This window comes from Actinomadura kijaniata NBRC 14229 (assembly GCF_001552175.1).
GTDB classification, from domain to species: Bacteria; Actinomycetota; Actinomycetes; order Streptosporangiales; family Streptosporangiaceae; genus Spirillospora; species Spirillospora kijaniata.
In genome coordinates this window covers 1-16,640 of the sequence record NZ_BCQR01000223.1, presented here as the reverse complement: position 1 = coordinate 16,640, position 16,640 = coordinate 1, and the positions used below count along the sequence as shown (strand labels likewise).

17 protein-coding genes are annotated in these 16,640 nt (G+C 75.6%); 9 read left to right on the top strand and 8 right to left on the bottom strand.

The features are described 5' to 3' along the window. On the bottom strand, positions 1-969 hold a 969-nt coding region (locus AKI01S_RS44320; protein ID WP_157420586.1), incomplete at its 3' end, for a serine/threonine-protein kinase. A 56-nt stretch (positions 970-1,025) separates the two neighbouring features. Beyond that, positions 1,026-1,700 carry a TetR family transcriptional regulator gene (locus tag AKI01S_RS44315; RefSeq protein ID WP_067832113.1) on the bottom strand — a complete coding sequence of 225 codons (675 nt, stop codon included), beginning with the start codon at positions 1,698-1,700 and terminating at the stop codon, positions 1,026-1,028. A 277-nt stretch (positions 1,701-1,977) separates the two neighbouring features. Between AKI01S_RS44315 and AKI01S_RS44310 the strand changes: the two genes are divergently transcribed. The 4 genes from AKI01S_RS44310 (at position 1,978) to AKI01S_RS44295 (ending at position 6,577) form a co-directional block, all read left to right on the top strand. Then, positions 1,978-2,277, top strand: a complete 300-nt coding sequence (locus tag AKI01S_RS44310; RefSeq protein WP_245682041.1) for a hypothetical protein — start codon at positions 1,978-1,980, stop codon at positions 2,275-2,277. Positions 2,278-2,432: 155 nt separating this feature from the next. After that, positions 2,433-2,711 (top strand): DUF6504 family protein, encoded by a 279-nt coding sequence (locus tag AKI01S_RS44305; protein ID WP_067832112.1) that lies wholly within the window; start codon positions 2,433-2,435, stop codon positions 2,709-2,711. Between the two features lie 9 nt (positions 2,712-2,720). Beyond that, positions 2,721-6,035 (top strand): DNA polymerase III subunit alpha, encoded by a 3,315-nt coding sequence (locus AKI01S_RS44300; RefSeq protein ID WP_067832111.1) that lies wholly within the window; start codon positions 2,721-2,723, stop codon positions 6,033-6,035. A 41-nt stretch (positions 6,036-6,076) separates the two neighbouring features. Next, positions 6,077-6,577 carry a hypothetical protein gene (locus AKI01S_RS44295; RefSeq protein WP_067832109.1) on the top strand — a complete coding sequence of 167 codons (501 nt, stop codon included), beginning with the start codon at positions 6,077-6,079 and terminating at the stop codon, positions 6,575-6,577. 56 nt (positions 6,578-6,633) lie between these two features. Here AKI01S_RS44295 and AKI01S_RS44290 read toward each other — a convergent pair whose 3' ends face one another. Continuing rightward, a complete protein-coding gene (locus tag AKI01S_RS44290) occupies positions 6,634-7,050 on the bottom strand; it encodes an SgcJ/EcaC family oxidoreductase (RefSeq protein WP_067832106.1) in 417 nt (138 codons plus the stop codon). 45 nt (positions 7,051-7,095) lie between these two features. Beyond that, complete coding sequence (locus tag AKI01S_RS44285) at positions 7,096-7,776, bottom strand: DUF4328 domain-containing protein (protein WP_067832105.1); 681 nt, start codon at positions 7,774-7,776, stop codon at positions 7,096-7,098. 162 nt (positions 7,777-7,938) lie between these two features. Here AKI01S_RS44285 and AKI01S_RS44280 point away from each other — a divergent pair, with 162 nt between their 5' ends. Then, the gene (locus AKI01S_RS44280) at positions 7,939-9,078 is read left to right on the top strand and encodes a hypothetical protein (RefSeq protein WP_157420585.1); all 1,140 of its coding nucleotides are present in this window, start codon (positions 7,939-7,941) and stop codon (positions 9,076-9,078) included. On the opposite strand, the gene AKI01S_RS44275 is transcribed toward AKI01S_RS44280, so the two are convergent. The 3 genes from AKI01S_RS44275 to AKI01S_RS44265 are packed head-to-tail and all read right to left on the bottom strand — an operon-like array spanning position 9,075 to position 11,301. After that, a complete protein-coding gene (locus tag AKI01S_RS44275; RefSeq protein WP_084000850.1) occupies positions 9,075-9,446 on the bottom strand; it encodes a hypothetical protein in 372 nt (123 codons plus the stop codon). The two genes, AKI01S_RS44280 and AKI01S_RS44275, sit on opposite strands and share 4 nt — an antisense overlap. Next, complete coding sequence (locus AKI01S_RS44270; RefSeq protein WP_084000849.1) at positions 9,443-10,090, bottom strand: response regulator; 648 nt, start codon at positions 10,088-10,090, stop codon at positions 9,443-9,445. The genes AKI01S_RS44275 and AKI01S_RS44270 overlap by 4 nt, the downstream gene beginning before the upstream one ends. After that, positions 10,087-11,301 carry a sensor histidine kinase gene (locus AKI01S_RS44265; RefSeq protein WP_067832103.1) on the bottom strand — a complete coding sequence of 405 codons (1,215 nt, stop codon included), beginning with the start codon at positions 11,299-11,301 and terminating at the stop codon, positions 10,087-10,089. Before AKI01S_RS44265 ends, AKI01S_RS44270 begins: the two co-directional genes overlap by 4 nt. A gap of 139 nt (positions 11,302-11,440) precedes the next feature. Between AKI01S_RS44265 and AKI01S_RS51415 the strand changes: the two genes are divergently transcribed. The 4 genes from AKI01S_RS51415 (at position 11,441) to AKI01S_RS44250 (ending at position 15,547) form a co-directional block, all read left to right on the top strand. After that, positions 11,441-11,593: a hypothetical protein gene (locus AKI01S_RS51415; RefSeq protein WP_157420584.1), complete on the top strand. Its 153-nt coding sequence runs from the start codon at positions 11,441-11,443 to the stop codon at positions 11,591-11,593. Continuing rightward, positions 11,593-12,276, top strand: a complete 684-nt coding sequence (locus AKI01S_RS44260) for an ABC transporter ATP-binding protein (RefSeq protein WP_067832102.1) — start codon at positions 11,593-11,595, stop codon at positions 12,274-12,276. The genes AKI01S_RS51415 and AKI01S_RS44260 overlap by 1 nt, the downstream gene beginning before the upstream one ends. Continuing rightward, complete coding sequence (locus tag AKI01S_RS44255; RefSeq protein WP_067832097.1) at positions 12,276-14,246, top strand: ABC transporter permease; 1,971 nt, start codon at positions 12,276-12,278, stop codon at positions 14,244-14,246. Before AKI01S_RS44260 ends, AKI01S_RS44255 begins: the two co-directional genes overlap by 1 nt. 104 nt (positions 14,247-14,350) lie before the next feature. Further along, complete coding sequence (locus tag AKI01S_RS44250) at positions 14,351-15,547, top strand: MFS transporter (protein ID WP_067832095.1); 1,197 nt, start codon at positions 14,351-14,353, stop codon at positions 15,545-15,547. Here the strand turns inward: AKI01S_RS44250 and AKI01S_RS44245 are convergent. Further along, on the bottom strand, positions 15,478-16,419 hold the full coding sequence (locus AKI01S_RS44245; protein ID WP_067832114.1) for an ankyrin repeat domain-containing protein: 942 nt from the start codon (positions 16,417-16,419) through the stop codon (positions 15,478-15,480). The genes AKI01S_RS44250 and AKI01S_RS44245 overlap by 70 nt on opposite strands. Between the last annotated feature and the right edge of the window lie 221 nt (positions 16,420-16,640).

The window sequence follows — 16,640 nt, the reverse complement described above, 5'->3', positions numbered from 1 at the left end:
GGGCTCACCGGCCGGCGTCCGCGCCGGGCCGGTGGCCACCGGGGGCGCCGGAGCGGCCGGGGGCGGCGGCGGGACCGGGGGCGCGCCCGGGACGTGCCAGCTCGCCTGGACGGTCTCGGCGATCAGCGCGGGGTTGGGGTCGGTGTGCCCGACCAGGCGGGCCAGCAGCTCCTGCACCGAGGGGCGTTTGCGCGGGTCCTTGTCGAGGGCCGCGCCGACCAGCTCGCTCAGCGACGGGTCCAGCCCGTCCAGCTTCGGCGGCTCGTGCGCGACCTTGTAGAAGATCTCCGGAACGGTGTTGCCCGCGAACGGCGCCCGCGCCGTGCCCGCGTAGGCGACCACGCAGCCCCAGGAGAACACGTCGGAGGCCGGGGTGACCGGCTCGCCGCGCAGCAGCTCCGGCGGCAGGTAGTTGGGGGTGCCGACCAGCTGGCCGGTGCGGGTGGGGCCGTCGGCGGCGTCCAGGGCGCGGGCAATCCCGAAGTCGATCACGCGCGGGCCGGTGGCCGACAGCAGCACGTTGGCGGGCTTGAGGTCGCGGTGCACGATCCCGGCGCCGTGGATGGCGGCCAGCGCGGTCGCGACGCCGACGGCCAGGCCCTCGAGGTCCGAGCCGGGCAGCGGGCCGCGCTCGGCGACGGCGCGTTCCAGGCTGGGGCCCTCGATGTACTCGGTGACCACGTACAGCGGGTCGGCGTCGAGCTCGGCGTCGATCACGGGCGCGGTGCAGAACCGGCGGACCTGCCGGGCGGCGTTCACCTCGCGCCGGAACCGGTCGCGGAACGCCGTCTCCCCGGCCAGCTCCCGGTTGATCACCTTGACGGCGACGCGTCGTCCCCCGGGGTCCTGTCCCAGGAAGACCGTTCCCATGCCGCCCCGGCCCAGCCGGGACAGCAGCCGGTAGGGGCCGAGCTCGCGGGGGTCCTCGGGCCGGAGGGCGTCGGAGTTCTCACCTGCGTGCGTGGTCATCGTGGTCCTGGAGGTCGGAAGGCCTGATGTGTCGGAAACCCTACCGTCCGAACGGGTCAGACCCAGTCGCGTACGGTCCGGCGGGCGGCGTCGACGATGGAGTCGATCTGCGCGGCCATGGTGGTGGCGTCCCACGCCTCGTGCTCGGCGCAGTGCTTGAACGCCACCCGCACCATGCCGATGAAGACCGCCACGAGCAGCCGGGGCCGCAGGTCGGCCTCCGGATCGACGCCCTGGCGGCGGGCGATCTCCGCGGCGAGCGCCCGTTCGATGGCGGTGTGGTGGGCCAGGTGCGCGGCGACCAGCGCGGGTGTGGTCTCGATCACCTGCCGGAGGCGGCGGAACCGGGCGCTCTCGGCCGGGCCGCTGTCGGCGATGGACCGCAGCGCCACCCGCAGCGCCTCGGCCATCGCGGTGAACGGCGTCTCGTCGGCGGGCCGTTCGCGCAGCTCCTCCAGCATCGCCCGGTCGTAGGCCGCGAACACGCCGATGACCACGTCCTCCTTGGTGGCGAAGTACCGGAAGAACGTGCGCTGCGACACCTCCACCGCCGCGACGATCTCGTCGATGGTGGTGTCCTCGTAGCCCTGCGCCGCGAACAGCTCCAGCGCCGCGTCGATCAGCGCCTGGCGGGTCCGCTGCTTCTTGTGCTCGCGCAGCCCGTCCCGTGCCCGGTCCGCGCCCGCCACGCCCCCCGCCGGGGCGGCGGTCGGCGGCTCGGCTGCGGTCATCGGCGGACTCCTTCTCCCCGGGGCGGCCGTGCGGACGCCTCGTGGACGGTCTATCACGGAACGGACGGTGCGGACCGCCCGGTTTCCGGCGTCGTGGGGGGTCATAGGCAAGTATGAACCCGGCCGGTGGTCCAGGAGGCGGACGCCGGGCCGTCCGGAAGATGGGTCCAGCGACTCTCCCGGAAAACCTGCGCTGATCATTTGTTCCGGGCCATGCTGGGGAGTAGTTACCAATTGTCGCCGTTCGAGTGCGGCATGTCACCGGATGGGGCGGCCGGTGCGGTCCGGGTGGTGGGTGGTCATGGTGTCGGTCGTCGGTGTGCGTGAGGTCGGCGAGGTGCGGCGGCGGCATCTGGCCGTGCTCGCCTACGAGGTCGAGGCGCGCGGGCTGCGCTGGCGGCTGGCCGGTCCGCAGGAGTCGGTGCTCAGCGTGGTGGGGCCGCGCACCCGCCGGCAGGTGATGGTGGTGGCGACCCCGGTCGCGAGCGGCTGGTCGTTCCTGTGGTCCGGCGGCGGGATGGCCGATGTCGGCCGGGTCGCCGAGGTCGCCGACCGGCTGGCCCGCCTGCTCGCCTGATCCGCCCCCGGCGGACCCGGCGGACCCGGAAAGATCACCCCGCCTTGCGGCTCGTCCCGGCCCTTCCCTAGACTCGTGTCCGAACGTATGTTCGAGACAGGCCGCATGCCTTCCCCCGTGCGGTGATCGCATCGCTCACAGGGCGGGGGAGGCAGATGACGCGCGTGTTCGGCGACCCGATCGAGGTCGCGACGGCGGCCGACGGGCGACCGCGGGGGTTCGTCTGGCGGGGGCACGAGTACACGGTGCGGCGGGTGCTGGAGCACTGGGTCACCACCCGGGACTGGTGGCACGAGCGGGACCTCGCCGACATGGAACCGGGCGAACGCGAGTACTGGCGGGTCGAGGCCTCCCCGGGCCGCGAGACGGGGGTCTACGAGCTGCGCCACGACGCGGTCACCGGCGTGTGGACGCTGGCGCGGATGTGGGACTGAGGCGGGCCGGTGCATCTGCATGTCGCCTCCGCGTGCTCGCCCCGGTACGGCGTCGCCGCGCCCGAGGCCCTGGTCCGGCGCGCGGCCGAGATGGGCATGGACCTGCTGGCGCTGACCGACCGCGACGGGCTGTACGGCGCGGTGCGGCACGTGGCGGCGTGCCGCGAGCACGGCGTCCGCCCGGTCGTGGGCGCCGACCTGGCCGCCGGGTCCGGGCGGGTGGTCGTGCTGGCCGCCGGGGCGCGGGGCTGGGCGTCGCTGTGCCGCCTGGTCACCGCCGCGCACGCCGGGGAACGCGGCCGCCCCGCCGTGACGCGGGAGACGGTCGCCGCGCACGCCGCGGGACTGACCGTGCTGCTGGGGCCGTCCTCCGACGTGGGGCGGGCCGTGGCCGAACACCGCCCGGACCTGGCGGCGGCGCGGCTGGCGGCCTGGCGGGAGGCCGTCCCGGTCGCGGTCGAGGTCGTCGACCACCTGGGGCGGGGCGAGGCGCACCGGGCGGCGCGGACGGTCGCGCTGGCGCGGGAGGCCGGGGTCCCCGCCGTGCTGGCCAACGCCGTCCGCTACCTCGACCCCGGCGACTTCCCGGTCGCGCAGGTGCTGGATGTCGCGCGGCGCGGCGTCCCGCTGCACCGGAGCCACCTGGACGACCGGACCGGGCACGCCTACCTGAAGTCCCCCGAGGAGATGCGGCGCGTCGCCGAGCGCTTCCACACCCCCGCCGAGGCCGAGGCGCTGCTGGCGGCGACCCGCGAACTCGGCGAGAGCTGCGTCCTCGACCCCGGGCGCGACCTCGGCATGGGGCGGGCGCACCTCCCCGACGCGGGCGACGACCCCTACGCGCGCCTCGTCGCGCGCTGCGAGGAGGGGCTGCGGCGGCGCGGCCTCGGGGACGCGGCGCGGGCACGGCTGGACCACGAGCTCGGGATCGTCGCGCGCCGGGGCCTGGCCGCCTACTTCCTGACCGTCGCCGACGCCGCCGCGCTGATCCGGGGGCGCGGCATCCGCTGCGCGATCCGCGGCTCGGGCGCGGGCAGCCTGGTCAACCACCTGCTCGGGATCAGCGACCTGGACCCGCTCCGGCACGACCTGGTGATGGAGCGGTTCCTGTCCGACGGCCGCCCCGGGCTGCCCGACATCGACCTGGACGTGGAGTCGGCGCGGCGGACCGAGGCGTACCGGGCGCTGTTCGACCGCTTCGGCGAGGACGCGGTCGCGTGCGTGTCCATGCGCGAGACCTACCGGGCGCGCAGCGCGATCCGCGACGTGGGAGCGGCGGTCGGGCTGCCGCCGCACGAGATCGACGCGATCGCGAAGGCGTTCCCGCACATCCGCGCCCGGCAGATCGGCGACGCCCTGCGCGACCTGCCCGAACTGCGGCAGAGCAACCTGGGGCGGGCCCGGCTGGAGGTCGTCTTCACGATCGCGCGGCGCCTGGACGGCCTGCCCCGGCACATCGCCCTGCACCCCTGCGGCGTGCTGCTGTCCGACGCCACCCTGCGCGACCGCACGCCCGTCGAGCCGAGCCTGCTCGGCTTCCCGATGAGCCAGTTCGACAAGCGCGACGTCGAGGCGATGGGCCTGCTGAAACTCGACGTCATCGGGGTGCGGATGCAGTCGGCGATGGCCCACGCCGTCGCCGAGGTCGAACGCGTCGGGGGCGGGCGGCTCGCGCTGGAGCGGGTGCCGCGCGACGACCCGGCGACGTTCGCGCTGATCCGGTCGGCGCGGACGCTGGGCTGCTTCCAGATCGAGTCGCCGGGCCAGCGGGAGCTGCTCGGCCGCCTCCAGCCCCGCACCCTGGACGACCTGGTGATCGACATCTCGCTGTTCCGGCCGGGCCCGGTGGCGTCCGACATGGTCACGCCGTTCCTGGAGGCCCGCGACGGCCGCCGCGAGCCCGTCTACCCGCACCCCGACCTGGCCGGCGCGCTGCGCGAGAGCCTGGGCGTGGTCGTCTTCCACGAGCAGGTGCTGCGGGTGCTGGACGTGATGACCGGCTGCGGGCTGTCGGAGGCCGAGGCGGCGCGGCGCAGGCTGGCCGACGCGACCGGTCAGGCCGAGGTCGGCGCCTGGTTCCGGGAGCGGGCCTCCGCGCGCGGCCACGACGCCGCCACCGTGGAGCGGGTGTGGCGGACGCTGGCGGCGTTCGGGGCGTTCGGGTTCTGCAAGGCGCACGCGGCGGCGTTCGCGCTGCCCACCTACCAGTCGGCGTGGCTGAAGCGGCACCATCCGGCGGCGTTCTACGCGGGCGTGCTCACCCACGACCCCGGCATGTACCCCAAGCGGGTCATCCTCCACGACGCCCGGCACTTCGGCGTCCCGGTCCTGCCGCTGGACGTCAACCGCTCGGCGCCCGACTGGCACGTCGAGCCGGTGGCGCACGGCGGGACGGCGGGCATCCGGGTCGCGCTGAACGAGGTCAGGGGCATCTCCGGCGCGGAGGTGGACCGGATCGTCACCGCCCGCCCCTACCGGTCCCTGACCGACTTCTGGCGACGCGCCCGCGTGTCCCGCCCGACCGCCGAGCGCCTCGTGCTGGCGGGCGCGTTCGACGCCCTGTACGACCGGCACGACCGCCGCGACCTGCTGCTGCGCGTGGGCGCGCTCGAACGTTCCGCCCCGCGCCCGGTGGAGGGGCAGCTCGCGTTCGACGACGACCTCGACGACGACCTCGACGCCGCCGGAGGGACCGAGCGCATCCCCGCCGGGGAGCTGCCCCCGATGACGCCCGGCGAGCGCGTCCGGGCCGAGCTGGAGATCCTCGGGCTGGACGTCTCCGAGCACGTGCTGACCCGCTACGCGGACCTGCTGGCCGCGCTGGGCGTCGTCCGCGCCCGCGACCTGCCCGGCCGTCCCCACGGCGCGGAGGTCCTGGTCGCGGGCGCGAAGGTCGCCACCCAGACCCCGCCGGTCCGCTCCGGCCAACGCGTGATCTTCGCGACGCTGGACGACGTGACCGGGCCGGTGGACCTGGCGTTCTTCGAGTCGGTGCAGGACCGCTGCGCCGCGACGGTGTTCGGGTCCTGGCTGCTGCTGGCGCGCGGGCGGGTCCGGCGGGCCGGGCCGCGCGCGGTGTCGCTGACCGCGACGGACTGCTGGGACCTGGCGTGGCTGCACGAGGAGTGGCGCGCGGGCGGCGCCGACGCGGTCCGCCGGGCCATGGCGCGGACGGATCCGGGGCGGGGCCGCCCGGTGGGGGGCCGCCGGCTTTTCGCGACGGGCTTCGCGGCCTCGCCCTACTCCGACGTCACCCCGGCGGGCGGCGCGGTGGGACGCCCGCTGTGGCACACGAGCGGCGGCAGCTCCGGGCCCCTTCCCTGAGCGGGGTCCCCAACGCGCGCGGCGGCGTTCATGATGGCGGGGTGACCACCGACGACGATCCCCTGTGGGACGCCGCCGACAAGGGCGGCCGGTGGGTCCCGCGACTCCAGCGGACGGCGGCGGCGTTCGCCTTCTGCGGGCTGTCCGCCCTGTTCCTGGGCGCCCACTGGCGGTGGGCGTTCTACGCGGCCGTGCTCTACGCGCTGGGGGAGGGCGTCCACCTGGTGTGGGACCGGACGCGCCTGGTGGAGGCGCGCGTCGTCGCCGACGCCTCCGGCGGGCCGGGCCTGCTCCGGCTGCGCCGGGTCGGCGGACGCGTCAGCGAGCACCCGGTGGACCGGGTGCGGCGCGTCCGGGTGATCCACAGCAACGTCGTCGCCAACGAGGCGACGCTGCGGCTGTGGCTCGCCGGACGGTGGCTCCCGCTGTTCGGCCGCCCCGACGACCGCCCCCTCCCGCAACGGGACCTGTGGCGGGCGGTCCCGGGCGCCGACTTCGACCAGCGCGCCGCGTGGGTGGGCATGCCCGGCGTCCCCGACTGAACGCCCCGGTGGGACCTCCGCCGGAGCCGGACCGCCCGCCTCGCTGCCCGGCGGGGTCAGGCGGTCTCCTCCAGGCCGTTCTCCCTGGTGTTGTGGGCCGCGCGGATCAGCCACGACCCGTCGCGCTTCACCATCACCAGGGTGACGATCCCCCGCCGTTCCTCCGGCGCCGCGCCGGGCGGGCGGTGGTCCGGCCAGCGCCAGGCCGTGTGCACGAGCGCGACGCCGGGCGCGACGTCCTGGACGCTCAGGACCTCCTGCGTGTAGCTCTTCTTCTGCTCGACGATCGACGCGGGGACGTCCTGGTGCCCCTCCACGTTCTCCCGCCGCGACCTCCACCAGAGGCCGCGATGGGTGATGAAGTCCGAGTCCTCGGTGAACAGCGCGCCCCACTCGTCCATCCGGTGCCGGACCCACAGGTCGGTGTAGGTCGCCACGGTGTCCCTGATGTCGCGCTCGTCTGCCTGATCCATCCCGCCATCCTGGAACCTCAACCAAGGTTGATGTCAAGGGGGCGATCAGGGTTCGCGACCGACCTGGAGGCGGGTGATCTCGAAGACGCCGCCCATGCACAGCGCCGCCGCCAGGGCCTGGAACGCCGCCGCCGCGACCCCCACGTGCACCGCGAACCGCGCTTCGGCCAGCGTCTGCGCCGAGCCCGCGACGAACACCTTGCCGAGGCCCGTGCCCAGCAGCAGGCACGTCCACCACGCGCCCACGACCGCCGCCGCGCGCTGCCGCTGGACGGTGCGGTAACGGCCGCTGCTGACCCAGATGTCGTAGACCATGCGCGGGGGCAGCCACAGGTTCACGACCGGGGTCGCCCAGCCGAGCAGCAGCCACGCCCGGTGGTGCCGGTGCGGTCCCGGCGACTGGCCGCGGGCCCGCCACAGCCACACCAGGTACAGCAGGCCGGTGACGACGGCCATCACGCCCGAGATCACGAACACGTCCCCGTACGGGCCGAGCATCCGTTCGGTCTCGACGGGATCGAACGCGTCGTGGGTGGTGACGTCGAGGGGTTCGGCGGCCCGCAGCAGGCTGATGCCCGCGCCCAGGTCCACGAACGCGTTGAAGCCCAGCAGCATGAACACCGCCACGCCCAGCGCCCGGAAGTCCCGCCGCCGCGACCAGGCGCCGCAGCCGGGGCAGCGGGCGACCTCGGTGGGAACGATGTCACCGCACATCGCACACGGCATGGCCACCTCCGGGGCTTTACGCTCCTCTTGCACGGATCCTACGTACCTTTGACCGACGGCGTACCCAGCGGGTTCACCGTTCCGGGACGGAGATCGGGGACGGAACGTCGGCGGTGCTCCGTAGGCTCGGCCGAGCGACGGACGAGGATGGAGGACCCCCACGTGAGCCAGGTGCATCCGCTGTTCGTGTCACGGGAGTTGTCCGAGGAGCGCGGACTGCGGAAGGACCCGGAGTTCGCCTGGACCGCCCGTGGCGTGGTCGCCTCCCCGTGCGGCGACCGGCACGTGCTGACGCTGTTCGAGCACTTCTTCACCAACCGCGCCGGGGAACGCCGCCGGTCCGTGGACCACGTGATGACCCGGTTCGCGCCGGACGGCGCGCCCGTGCGGCAGGCGGTGGTCGAGGGCCTGAACACCGCCGACGCGGCGCCGTGCGCCCTGCCCGACGGCCGGTTCCTGGTCACCGGCCGGGACAACGTCACGATGGTGGTCGGCGCCGACCTCGCCTCCGCCGCCCTGGCGACCGGCACCGGCCGGTGGGCGGCGCGGGCGCGGCTCACCCCCTCGGGGCGGGCGGTGTGCCTGGGCGGGGGCGTCGCCGTCGCGGTCACCGAGACGCCGCTGACCGCCGACCCGCTGCCCGCGCTGCGGCCCGTCACGACGTTCGCGACCGACTACGCGCGCGAGTTCCCGGCGGCCCCGCCCACGTTCGGGCCGGGCGGCGGCGACCTGGCCGCGCTGCTCAGGGAGAAGCTGGGCTACCGCATGCTGTACGGGCTGTGGGACGCGGTGCCGCTGGACGACGAGACGTTCGTCGTCGCGGTCGTCAGCAGGACCAAGTACCTGCGGCAGCGCGGCGGCGACTTCGTGTTCGCCCTGATCGGCGCGGACGGCTCCTGGAAGGGCCTGCTCGACCTCGACGCCTACCGGGACGGGGCCGGGCGCGGGACCCGGTACGACGTGGCCGTGGCCCGCGGGCGGCGGATCGTCCACCTCAACACGTTCGGCCTGTACGTCTTCGACGACACCGGGGCGCGGCTGGCGAGGCTGCCGGCCGAGGAGGGGGAGTACAAGGCGCTCAAGGCGTTCCGGCTGCACGGCGTCGATCCGGACGGGAGCCTGCTGCTGGTCCACGAGAAGCAGAACCTGCTGGTCACGATCCCGGTGCCGGACGACCTGGCCGACCTGCCCGCGGCCGTCGCGGGCGCCATGGCGGCGTTCCCCAAGGCCCGGAGCGCGTTGAAGAGGCGGCACGAGGTGGTCTCCACCGCGCACGGGTGGCAGTGGATCGCCGACTTCTAGGGCAGCCCGACCAGGCGGGACGCGACGACGGTCACGGCGGCCGCCAATCCGAGCCAGGCCGCCAGGCGGGGCAGGGTGCCGTGGCGGACGAGGCGCTCGGGGGCCCGTCCGGCGACCACGACCAGCGACCACCAGCCGGCGGTCGCCGCGACCAGCGCGTGCAGCGTCCCGTAGCCCGCGAACGAGAACCCCGCCACCAGCCCCGGCGGGGTCAGCGTGTGCAGCAGCAGCACCGGGCCCCGGTCCGGGCCGTGCAGGCCGCGCCGCAGCCCGGCCAGCACCAGCAGCCAGCCGGTGACGGCGAACGCCACCAGCACGACCACCGGCACCGGGACCCCGGCCGGCGACTCGGGGACCGGCGCCGTCACCGCATCAGGCCCGACTCCCAGGCCCACGCGGCGATCTCGACCCGGTTGCGGGCGGAGACCTTGCGCTGGACGTTGCCCAGGTGCGTCTTGACGGTGGACAGCGAGACGTACAGCTCGCCCGCGATCTCCTCGTTGGTGCGGCCGCGCGCCACCAGGCGGACGACGTCGAGCTCGCGCTCGGTGAGCTGCTCGCGCGGGGCGGCGGCCTGCGACCGCGGGGTGGCCAGGTGCTCCAGCAGCCGGACGGTCACCGACGGGGAGACCAGGGCCTCGCCGTTGGCGGCGGCCCGCACCGCCTCCACCAGCAGCGCCGGGCCGCTGTCCTTCAGCAGGAACCCGACCGCGCCGCCGCGCAGCGCCCCGTAGACGTACTCGTCCATGTCGAACGTGGTGACGATCACCACCCGGAGCGGGTCGGGCACGTCCGGCCCGGCCAGGGCGCGGGTGGCGGCCAGCCCGTCCAGCCGGGGCATCCGGATGTCGAACAGGCACACGTCGGGCCGCAGCCGGCGGGCCAGCTCGACCGCCTCGGCCCCGTCGGCGGCCTCGCCCACCACCTCCATGTCGGCCTGCGAGTCGACGATCATCCGGAACCCGGTCCGGACCATCTCCTGGTCGTCGGCGATCAGCACGCGGATGGTCACGGACGTGATTCTCCCAGGCTCCCGTCGGTGGGCAGGACGGCGACGACCTCCCAGCCGCCCTCGGGGCGGGGGCCGGCGTACAGGCGGCCGTGCAGCGCCTCGACGCGTTCGCCCAGGCCGGCCAGGCCGAAGCCGCTGGAGGGCAGGCGGCGGGAGGCGCCCCGGCCGTCGTCGCGGACGGCGATCTCGACCGAGCCGTCGGGGCGGCGCGCGACGGACACGGTGACGGCGGTGGCGTCGGCGGCGTGCTTGCGGGCGTTGGTCAGCGCCTCCTGCACCACGCGGTGCACCGAGGTGGCGACCTCCGGCGGGAGCGCGCCGAGGCCGGGGTCCAGATGGAGGGTGGCGGGCGGGTCGGTGAAGCCGTCGACCAGCTCCTCCACCTGCGCCAGGTCGCCGACCGGGCGGGTCGTGGAGCCGGTGCCGCCCTCCTCGCCGCCCGCGCCGTCCTGCGCCTCGCGCAGCAGCCCCACCATGCGGCGCATCGACGTCAGCGCCTCGGTCCCGGCCTTCTCGATCCCGGCGAACATCCGGTCCAGCTGCTCGGGGCTCTGCGCCGTGCCGGACTGGGCCGCGAACTGCGCGGCCTGCGCCTGGACGACGATCCCGGTGACGTGGTGGGCGACGAAGTCGTGCAGGTCGCGGGCGAGCTCCAGGCGCTCGTCGCGGCGCGCGGCGTCCAGCGTGCGGGCGCGCTGGGCGTCCAGCGCGCGCAGGTACAGGCCCGCGCCGATCGCCACGGCGACCAGCACCGCCAGCGGGGCCGAGAACAGCAGCGTCGTCCACGGCGAGGCGCGGAACGGCAGGGCCACGACCGCCCCGCCGGTCAGCGCGGTCATCGCGACCAGGCGGTCGCGGGGGACCTTCCAGACGACCCGCGCCACCAGGACCAGCAGGCCGCAGACCTCCAGGATCACGCTGGGATTGTCGATGTCGGCGTTCCGGAAGCCGATGGTCATCGTCAGCACGATCGAGGCCAGCGCGGTCCCGAACGCCCAGCGCTCCATGTGCCGCTGGATCAGCGCGCCGATCGCCGCCGCGACCGCCACCAGGTGCAGCCCCGCGTCGTAGGGCGACAGGCCGTCCCCGTCGCCCGTGGTGGACACGACCGACAGCAGCATGAACAGGCCCGCCAGCCCCCACGCCACGGTGCGGACCAGGCAGCCCCCGACCGAGTTGACCCGTTTCAGCCGGGCTTCCGGATCGTTCATGTTCCCCCTGTTTCTCCCTCCGACCCGAGGCTACGACCCGCAGCCGATGCGCGGATCAGCCGTTCGGCCGATCCGGGCGGTGTGCGGACCGGCCTTGTGCCCGATGTGGCTGACCTGCGGTTTCGCCCACAGTAGAGGCATGAACGCGATGTACCTGATCTACGTGCCGGTGGCCGCCTTCTTCGTGGCCTTCGTCGTCTACGGCGGGCTGGTCATGCCCGCCAGGGAGATCCTCGACTCGCTCCGGGACCACCGGGGCGAGCGCGAGGCGGGCCGGAAGGCCGCCGCCTGATGACCGAGGTCGTGCTCTCGGGGACCGGGCTGGTCAAGCGCTTCGGCGCCACGGTCGCGCTGGACGGGGTGGACCTGTCGGTGGGCCGCGGCGAGGCGCTGGCGATCATGGGGCCGTCCGGTTCCGGCAAGTCCACCCTGCTGCACTGCCTGGCGGGGATCATGAAGCCGGACGCGGGCGAGGTGCGCCTGCTGGGGCAGCGCGTCGACGCGCTGGGCGAACGCCGGCGCAGCGAGCTGCGGCGGACCCGGTTCGGGTTCGTGTTCCAGTTCGGGCAGCTGCTGCCGGAGCTGCCGGCCGACGAGAACGTGGCGCTGCCGCTGATGCTGGGCGGCACGCCGCGCCGGGAGGCGGTGCGGGCCGCCCGCGTCTGGTTCGGCCCGCTGGGACTCGGCGGCATAGAGTCGCGGCGGCCCGGCGAGCTGTCGGGCGGGCAGGCGCAGCGCGTCGCCATCGCCCGCGCGCTGGTGACGCGGCCCGCCGTGGTGTTCGCCGACGAGCCGACCGGCGCGCTCGACCAGAACACCGGCCACGAGACGATGCGGCTGCTGGTGGAGGCCACCAAGCACAACGGCGCGTCGCTGGTGGTCGTCACCCACGACGTCGACGTCGCGAACTGGTGCGACCGCAGGGTCGAGGTGCGCGACGGCCGTCTGGTGGACCCGGCGCGGGCGGAGGTGTGATGGGCACCGTCCTCGACCTGACCTGGCGGCTGCTGCGCGGCGGCGGCCGCCGGGGGATGCTGGGGTCGCTGCTGACGGCGGCGGCGGTGGCCGTGTCGACGGGCCTGCTGCTGTTCGCGGTGGGCGCCAACCACGCGTTCGGGGTCCGCGCCGACGCCGACGCCTGGCGGCACCCGAAGGCGGCGGCGGGGGCGGCGACCGCCGTCGAGGCGCTGTCCACCGACCACGTGCGCGGCCGGGCGGTCGCGGTGGTGGACCTGGCGGCGCTGGGCGGCGGGGCGCCGACGCCCCCCGGGATGCCGCGCTTCCCCAGGCCGGGGGAGACGTGGGCGTCGCCGGAGCTGGCGAAGCTGATGAGGTCGCTGCCCGCCGACCAGCTGGCCGGGCGGTTCCCGCCCCTCGCCGGGACGCTGGGCCGGGACGCGCTGGTCCACCCGGGCGAACTGGTCGCGGTGGTCGGCCGGACGGCCGACGACCCGGCGCTGACCGGGAAACGCCCCGACGACTTCGGGCTGGGCCTGACGGCCACGCCGACGCGGATCGCCGCGTTCCAGACCGGCGCGGTGTCGCCGCTGTCGGAGACGTACCGGATGCTCATGCTGGTCGCGTCGGTGCTGATGGTCGTCCCGCTGCTGGTGTTCGGCGGCGCCGCCGCGCGGCTGACGGTCGCCCGGCGCGACCAGCGGCTGGCGGCGTTGCGGCTGGTGGGGGCCACCCCCGGCCAGGTCGTCGCGGTCACCGTCGCCGAGGCGGTGCTGACGGCCGCCGCCGGGGCCGTGGCCGGCGCGGCGCTGTACGGGCTGACGGTCCCGGCGGTCGCGCGGATCGAGATCGGCGGCGGCGCCTGGTACCCGGCCGACCTGTGGCCGGGCCCGCAGGCGCTGCTGGGCGTGCTGCTGGCGGTGCCGGTGCTGGTCGGGATCAGCGCGGTCGTGGGGCTGCGGCGGGTCGTGGTCAGCCCGCTGGGCGTGGCCCGGCGGGAGACGCCGCCCCGGATGCGGGCGGTCCGGGCCGTGGCGTTCGCGGTGATCCTGGTGGCGTTCGGGGCGGTCGGCGGCAGCCTGTCGGGAATGGGAAGGACCGGGATCACCGTGCTGCTGGTGTTCCTGGGGCTGGCGTTCGTCGGCATCAACCTGGTCGGCCCGTGGGTGGTCGCGCTGATCGGCCGCGTCGCGGTCGGCACGGCACGGGGGCCGGTCCGCCTGCTGGCGGGCCGCCGGCTGCTCGACGACCCGCGCGCCGCCTGGCGCACGGTCGCCGGGATCGCGCTGACCGGCTTCGTCGCGGGCTTCCTGTCGCTGCTGAACCCGCCCGCCGGCGACCCGGCGGCCCGCACCGGGCGGATCGGGCTGTCGGTGTCCCCGGCCCGGGCCGAGGCCGTGGCGGACCGGGCCCGCGAACGCCTCGCCGGCCTGCCCGCCACGATCAGGGTCGAACGGCCCGGCCGCGGCGCCGACGACGTCCCCGTCGTGATCACCGTGACGGGCGGGCCCGCCGAGGTGGACCGCGCCCGCACCGCCCTGACCGGCGTGCTCCCGGGCCGCACCACCGCGACCTCAGACGACGACCGGTCCGGCGACGCGCTGCTGGCCGACGTCCGGACCGGCGCGCTGACGGTCCTGGCGGTGTCGTTCCTGATCGCGACCACCAGCGCGGGCATCACGGGGGCCTCGGCCGTCCTGGACCGCCGCCAGACCTACGCGATGCTCCGCCTGGCCGGGACGCCGCTGGAGGTCCTGGACCGGGCCCGCCGCCAGGAGACGCTGATCCCGCTGGCGGTCCTGGGCGGCGGCTCCCTGGCGACGGGGCTGTTCTTCGCGGCGCCGTTCGCGCTGGGCTTCGGGGTCGGCGGCGCGCTGACCCTGCTGGCCTGCGTGGTCGTGGGCGTCGCGGGGATCGTGGGCGCGAGCGCGCTGAGCCGCCCCCTGCTGCGCGCCGTCACCACCGACCCGGCCCCCAGGCCGGACTGACCTCGCGACAGGCACATCCGTTCATCCCGGAGCCGGGTCCCGCACGTGCGGGACCCGGCTCTGTCATGTCCGAAAATGTCAGTGGGACCTGACAGGCTGTGGAAATGATCAAAGAGCTGCCCGGGCCGGTGCGCACGCTGCTGGTCGTGCGGGTCCTCAACCAGGTCGGCTCCTACGCGATGGGCTTCCTCGCGGTGCTCGCCGGACCCGACCTGGCGGCGCCGGTCCTCGGGGTCTTCGGGGTGACGGCGCTGGCCTCCCGGTGGGCCGGGAGCCTGCTGCTGGACCGGCTGCCCCCGCGCACGGTGATCGCCGCCGGGCTGGTCGGGACCGGGCTGGCGCTGCTGCTGCTGGCGGCGGCGCGGGGGCCGGCGCAGATCGTGGCGGCGGTGGCGGTGGTCGGGCTGGCGTTCGAGCTCTACGAGCCCGCCACCCAGGAGCTCCTCGCCCGGCTGACCGAGGGGCCGCGCCGCTCCGACGCCTACGCGCTGCTGGGGGCGAGCCTGGTCGCGGCGGGGTCGGCCGGGGGACTGGTCGCGGCCGTGCTGCTGCCGTTCGGGGCGCGGTGGCTGATGGTCGTGGACGGCGCGACCTGCCTGGCCGCCGCCGCGATCACGCTGGCGTTCCTGGGCGGGCGGGAGGCGCGGACGGTCCCGCGGCGCTCCGGCGCCGACCGGTGGCGCCCGCCCCGGGAGCTGCTGCGGCTGACGGCGGCGGGCACCGCGTTCGCCTACGGCTGCCTGGCGGTGATCATGTTCCTGCCGTTCACGCTGCTGCAACGGGGCGCGCCCGCGTGGGTGCCCGGACTGGTGCTGGCCGGGTCGGCGCTGCTGGCCCCGCTGGTCGTCTGGGTGGCCCGCCGCTCGGCCAACGCCGTGCCCGTGGCGGCGGGAACGGCGTTGATGGGCGTGTTCGCGCTGGCGATGGCCGTGTCCGGCGGCGTCGCGGGGACCGTGGCGGTCTATCTGGCCTGGGCGGCGGCCTACAGCCTGTTCCTCGGGCGCTGGCAGACGATGGTCGCCGACATCGCCCCGGAGGGCGACCGGCCCCGGTGGTTCGCGTTCTTCGGGGCGTCGTGGGGCGTGGCGCAGCCCGCCGTTCCGGGGGTGGTGGCGGTGTGCGCCGGGGTCGCGGGCGGGACGGGGACGGCGGCGTTCCTGACGGCGGGCGCGGCGCTGCTGCTGGTCCCGCCGCTTCTGAGGGTCAGGGTCCCGGCGTTCCCCGGCCGGGCTCAGCGCCCCGCGGGCAGCCTGATCCAGAGGTCGGGCGGCCCCTCGACGGGCCGCGTGTCGGAGGGGTGAAGCCCCGCGAACGCGCAGCAGTGCGCGACGGCGTCGCCCCGTGTCAGGTAGCCGGTGAGGATCTCCAGGGACGGCTCGTCGGGGAACGGATGGCCGCCGCCGGGGTGCAGGCCCCAGCCCTCGGCCTCGCCGTCCCGGAAGGCGCAGCCCTGGTTGCCGCTCTTGGGGTTGGCGTACAGGCCGTAGGCGACGGTGCCCCTCGACAGCCGCTTCATGACGTCGGCCCGCTGGGGCGCGTACCCCCAGGGCTGGGCGATCACGCAGCCGCCCGGCACCTCGGTGACGCCGACGATCTCATGGGCCCCGTCGTCGAACGGGGCCAGCCCGTCGGGGTCCACGGCGACCGGGGTGCCGCCGAGCCGCCGCACCGCCTCGCCCGCGTCGACGCCCGCGACGCAGGCGAGCCCCAGCCCGTCGAGGTGGAACCCGTCGAACACCCGCCGCACCTGCGGGGCGACGGCGACCACGACGGCCTCCTCGGCGGTCAGCCCGGGGTCGCGGCCGGGGTCGCCGAACAGCCCCGGCTCCGGTCCCAGCAGGCTCAGCCGGCCGGGTGACCACCCCCGCATCATCGGCCGCCACGGGTCGGCCCCGGCGGCGACGAGGACCCGCGCGTTGTCCGAACGGCCGCGGTAGACGGCGTTCCACAACGCGCTGCGCCCCTCGTGCTCGGCGTCGACGTCGGCCACCCGCCGGGCCAGCTCCGCGACGACCTCGGAGGAGCCCTCCTCGGCCGCGACGTGCAACGGCCGCTGGTACCCCCACACCTCGGCGTCGGGATCGGCCCCGGCGTCCAGCCGCGCCCGGATCCTCGCGAGGTCCGTCCAGTCGCCGTACCCGATGCCCGCCCATCCGCCCGTGCCGTCGCTCATGACGATCATGCTCCCAACGCCCACCGACAGAATCCCCGGAAAAACTTCCCGGGCCGGTGTCGAGAACCCCGCGGCGGCTCCGACCAGTGGGCGAAAGGCAGACAGAGCGGGAAGAACCAGAGGGAGAACGCCATGGGCAAGGTCACCTGCGACATCGGGATGTCGATCGACGGGTTCGTCGCCGGTCCCCACCAGAGCCGGGAGAACCCCCTCGGGGTGGA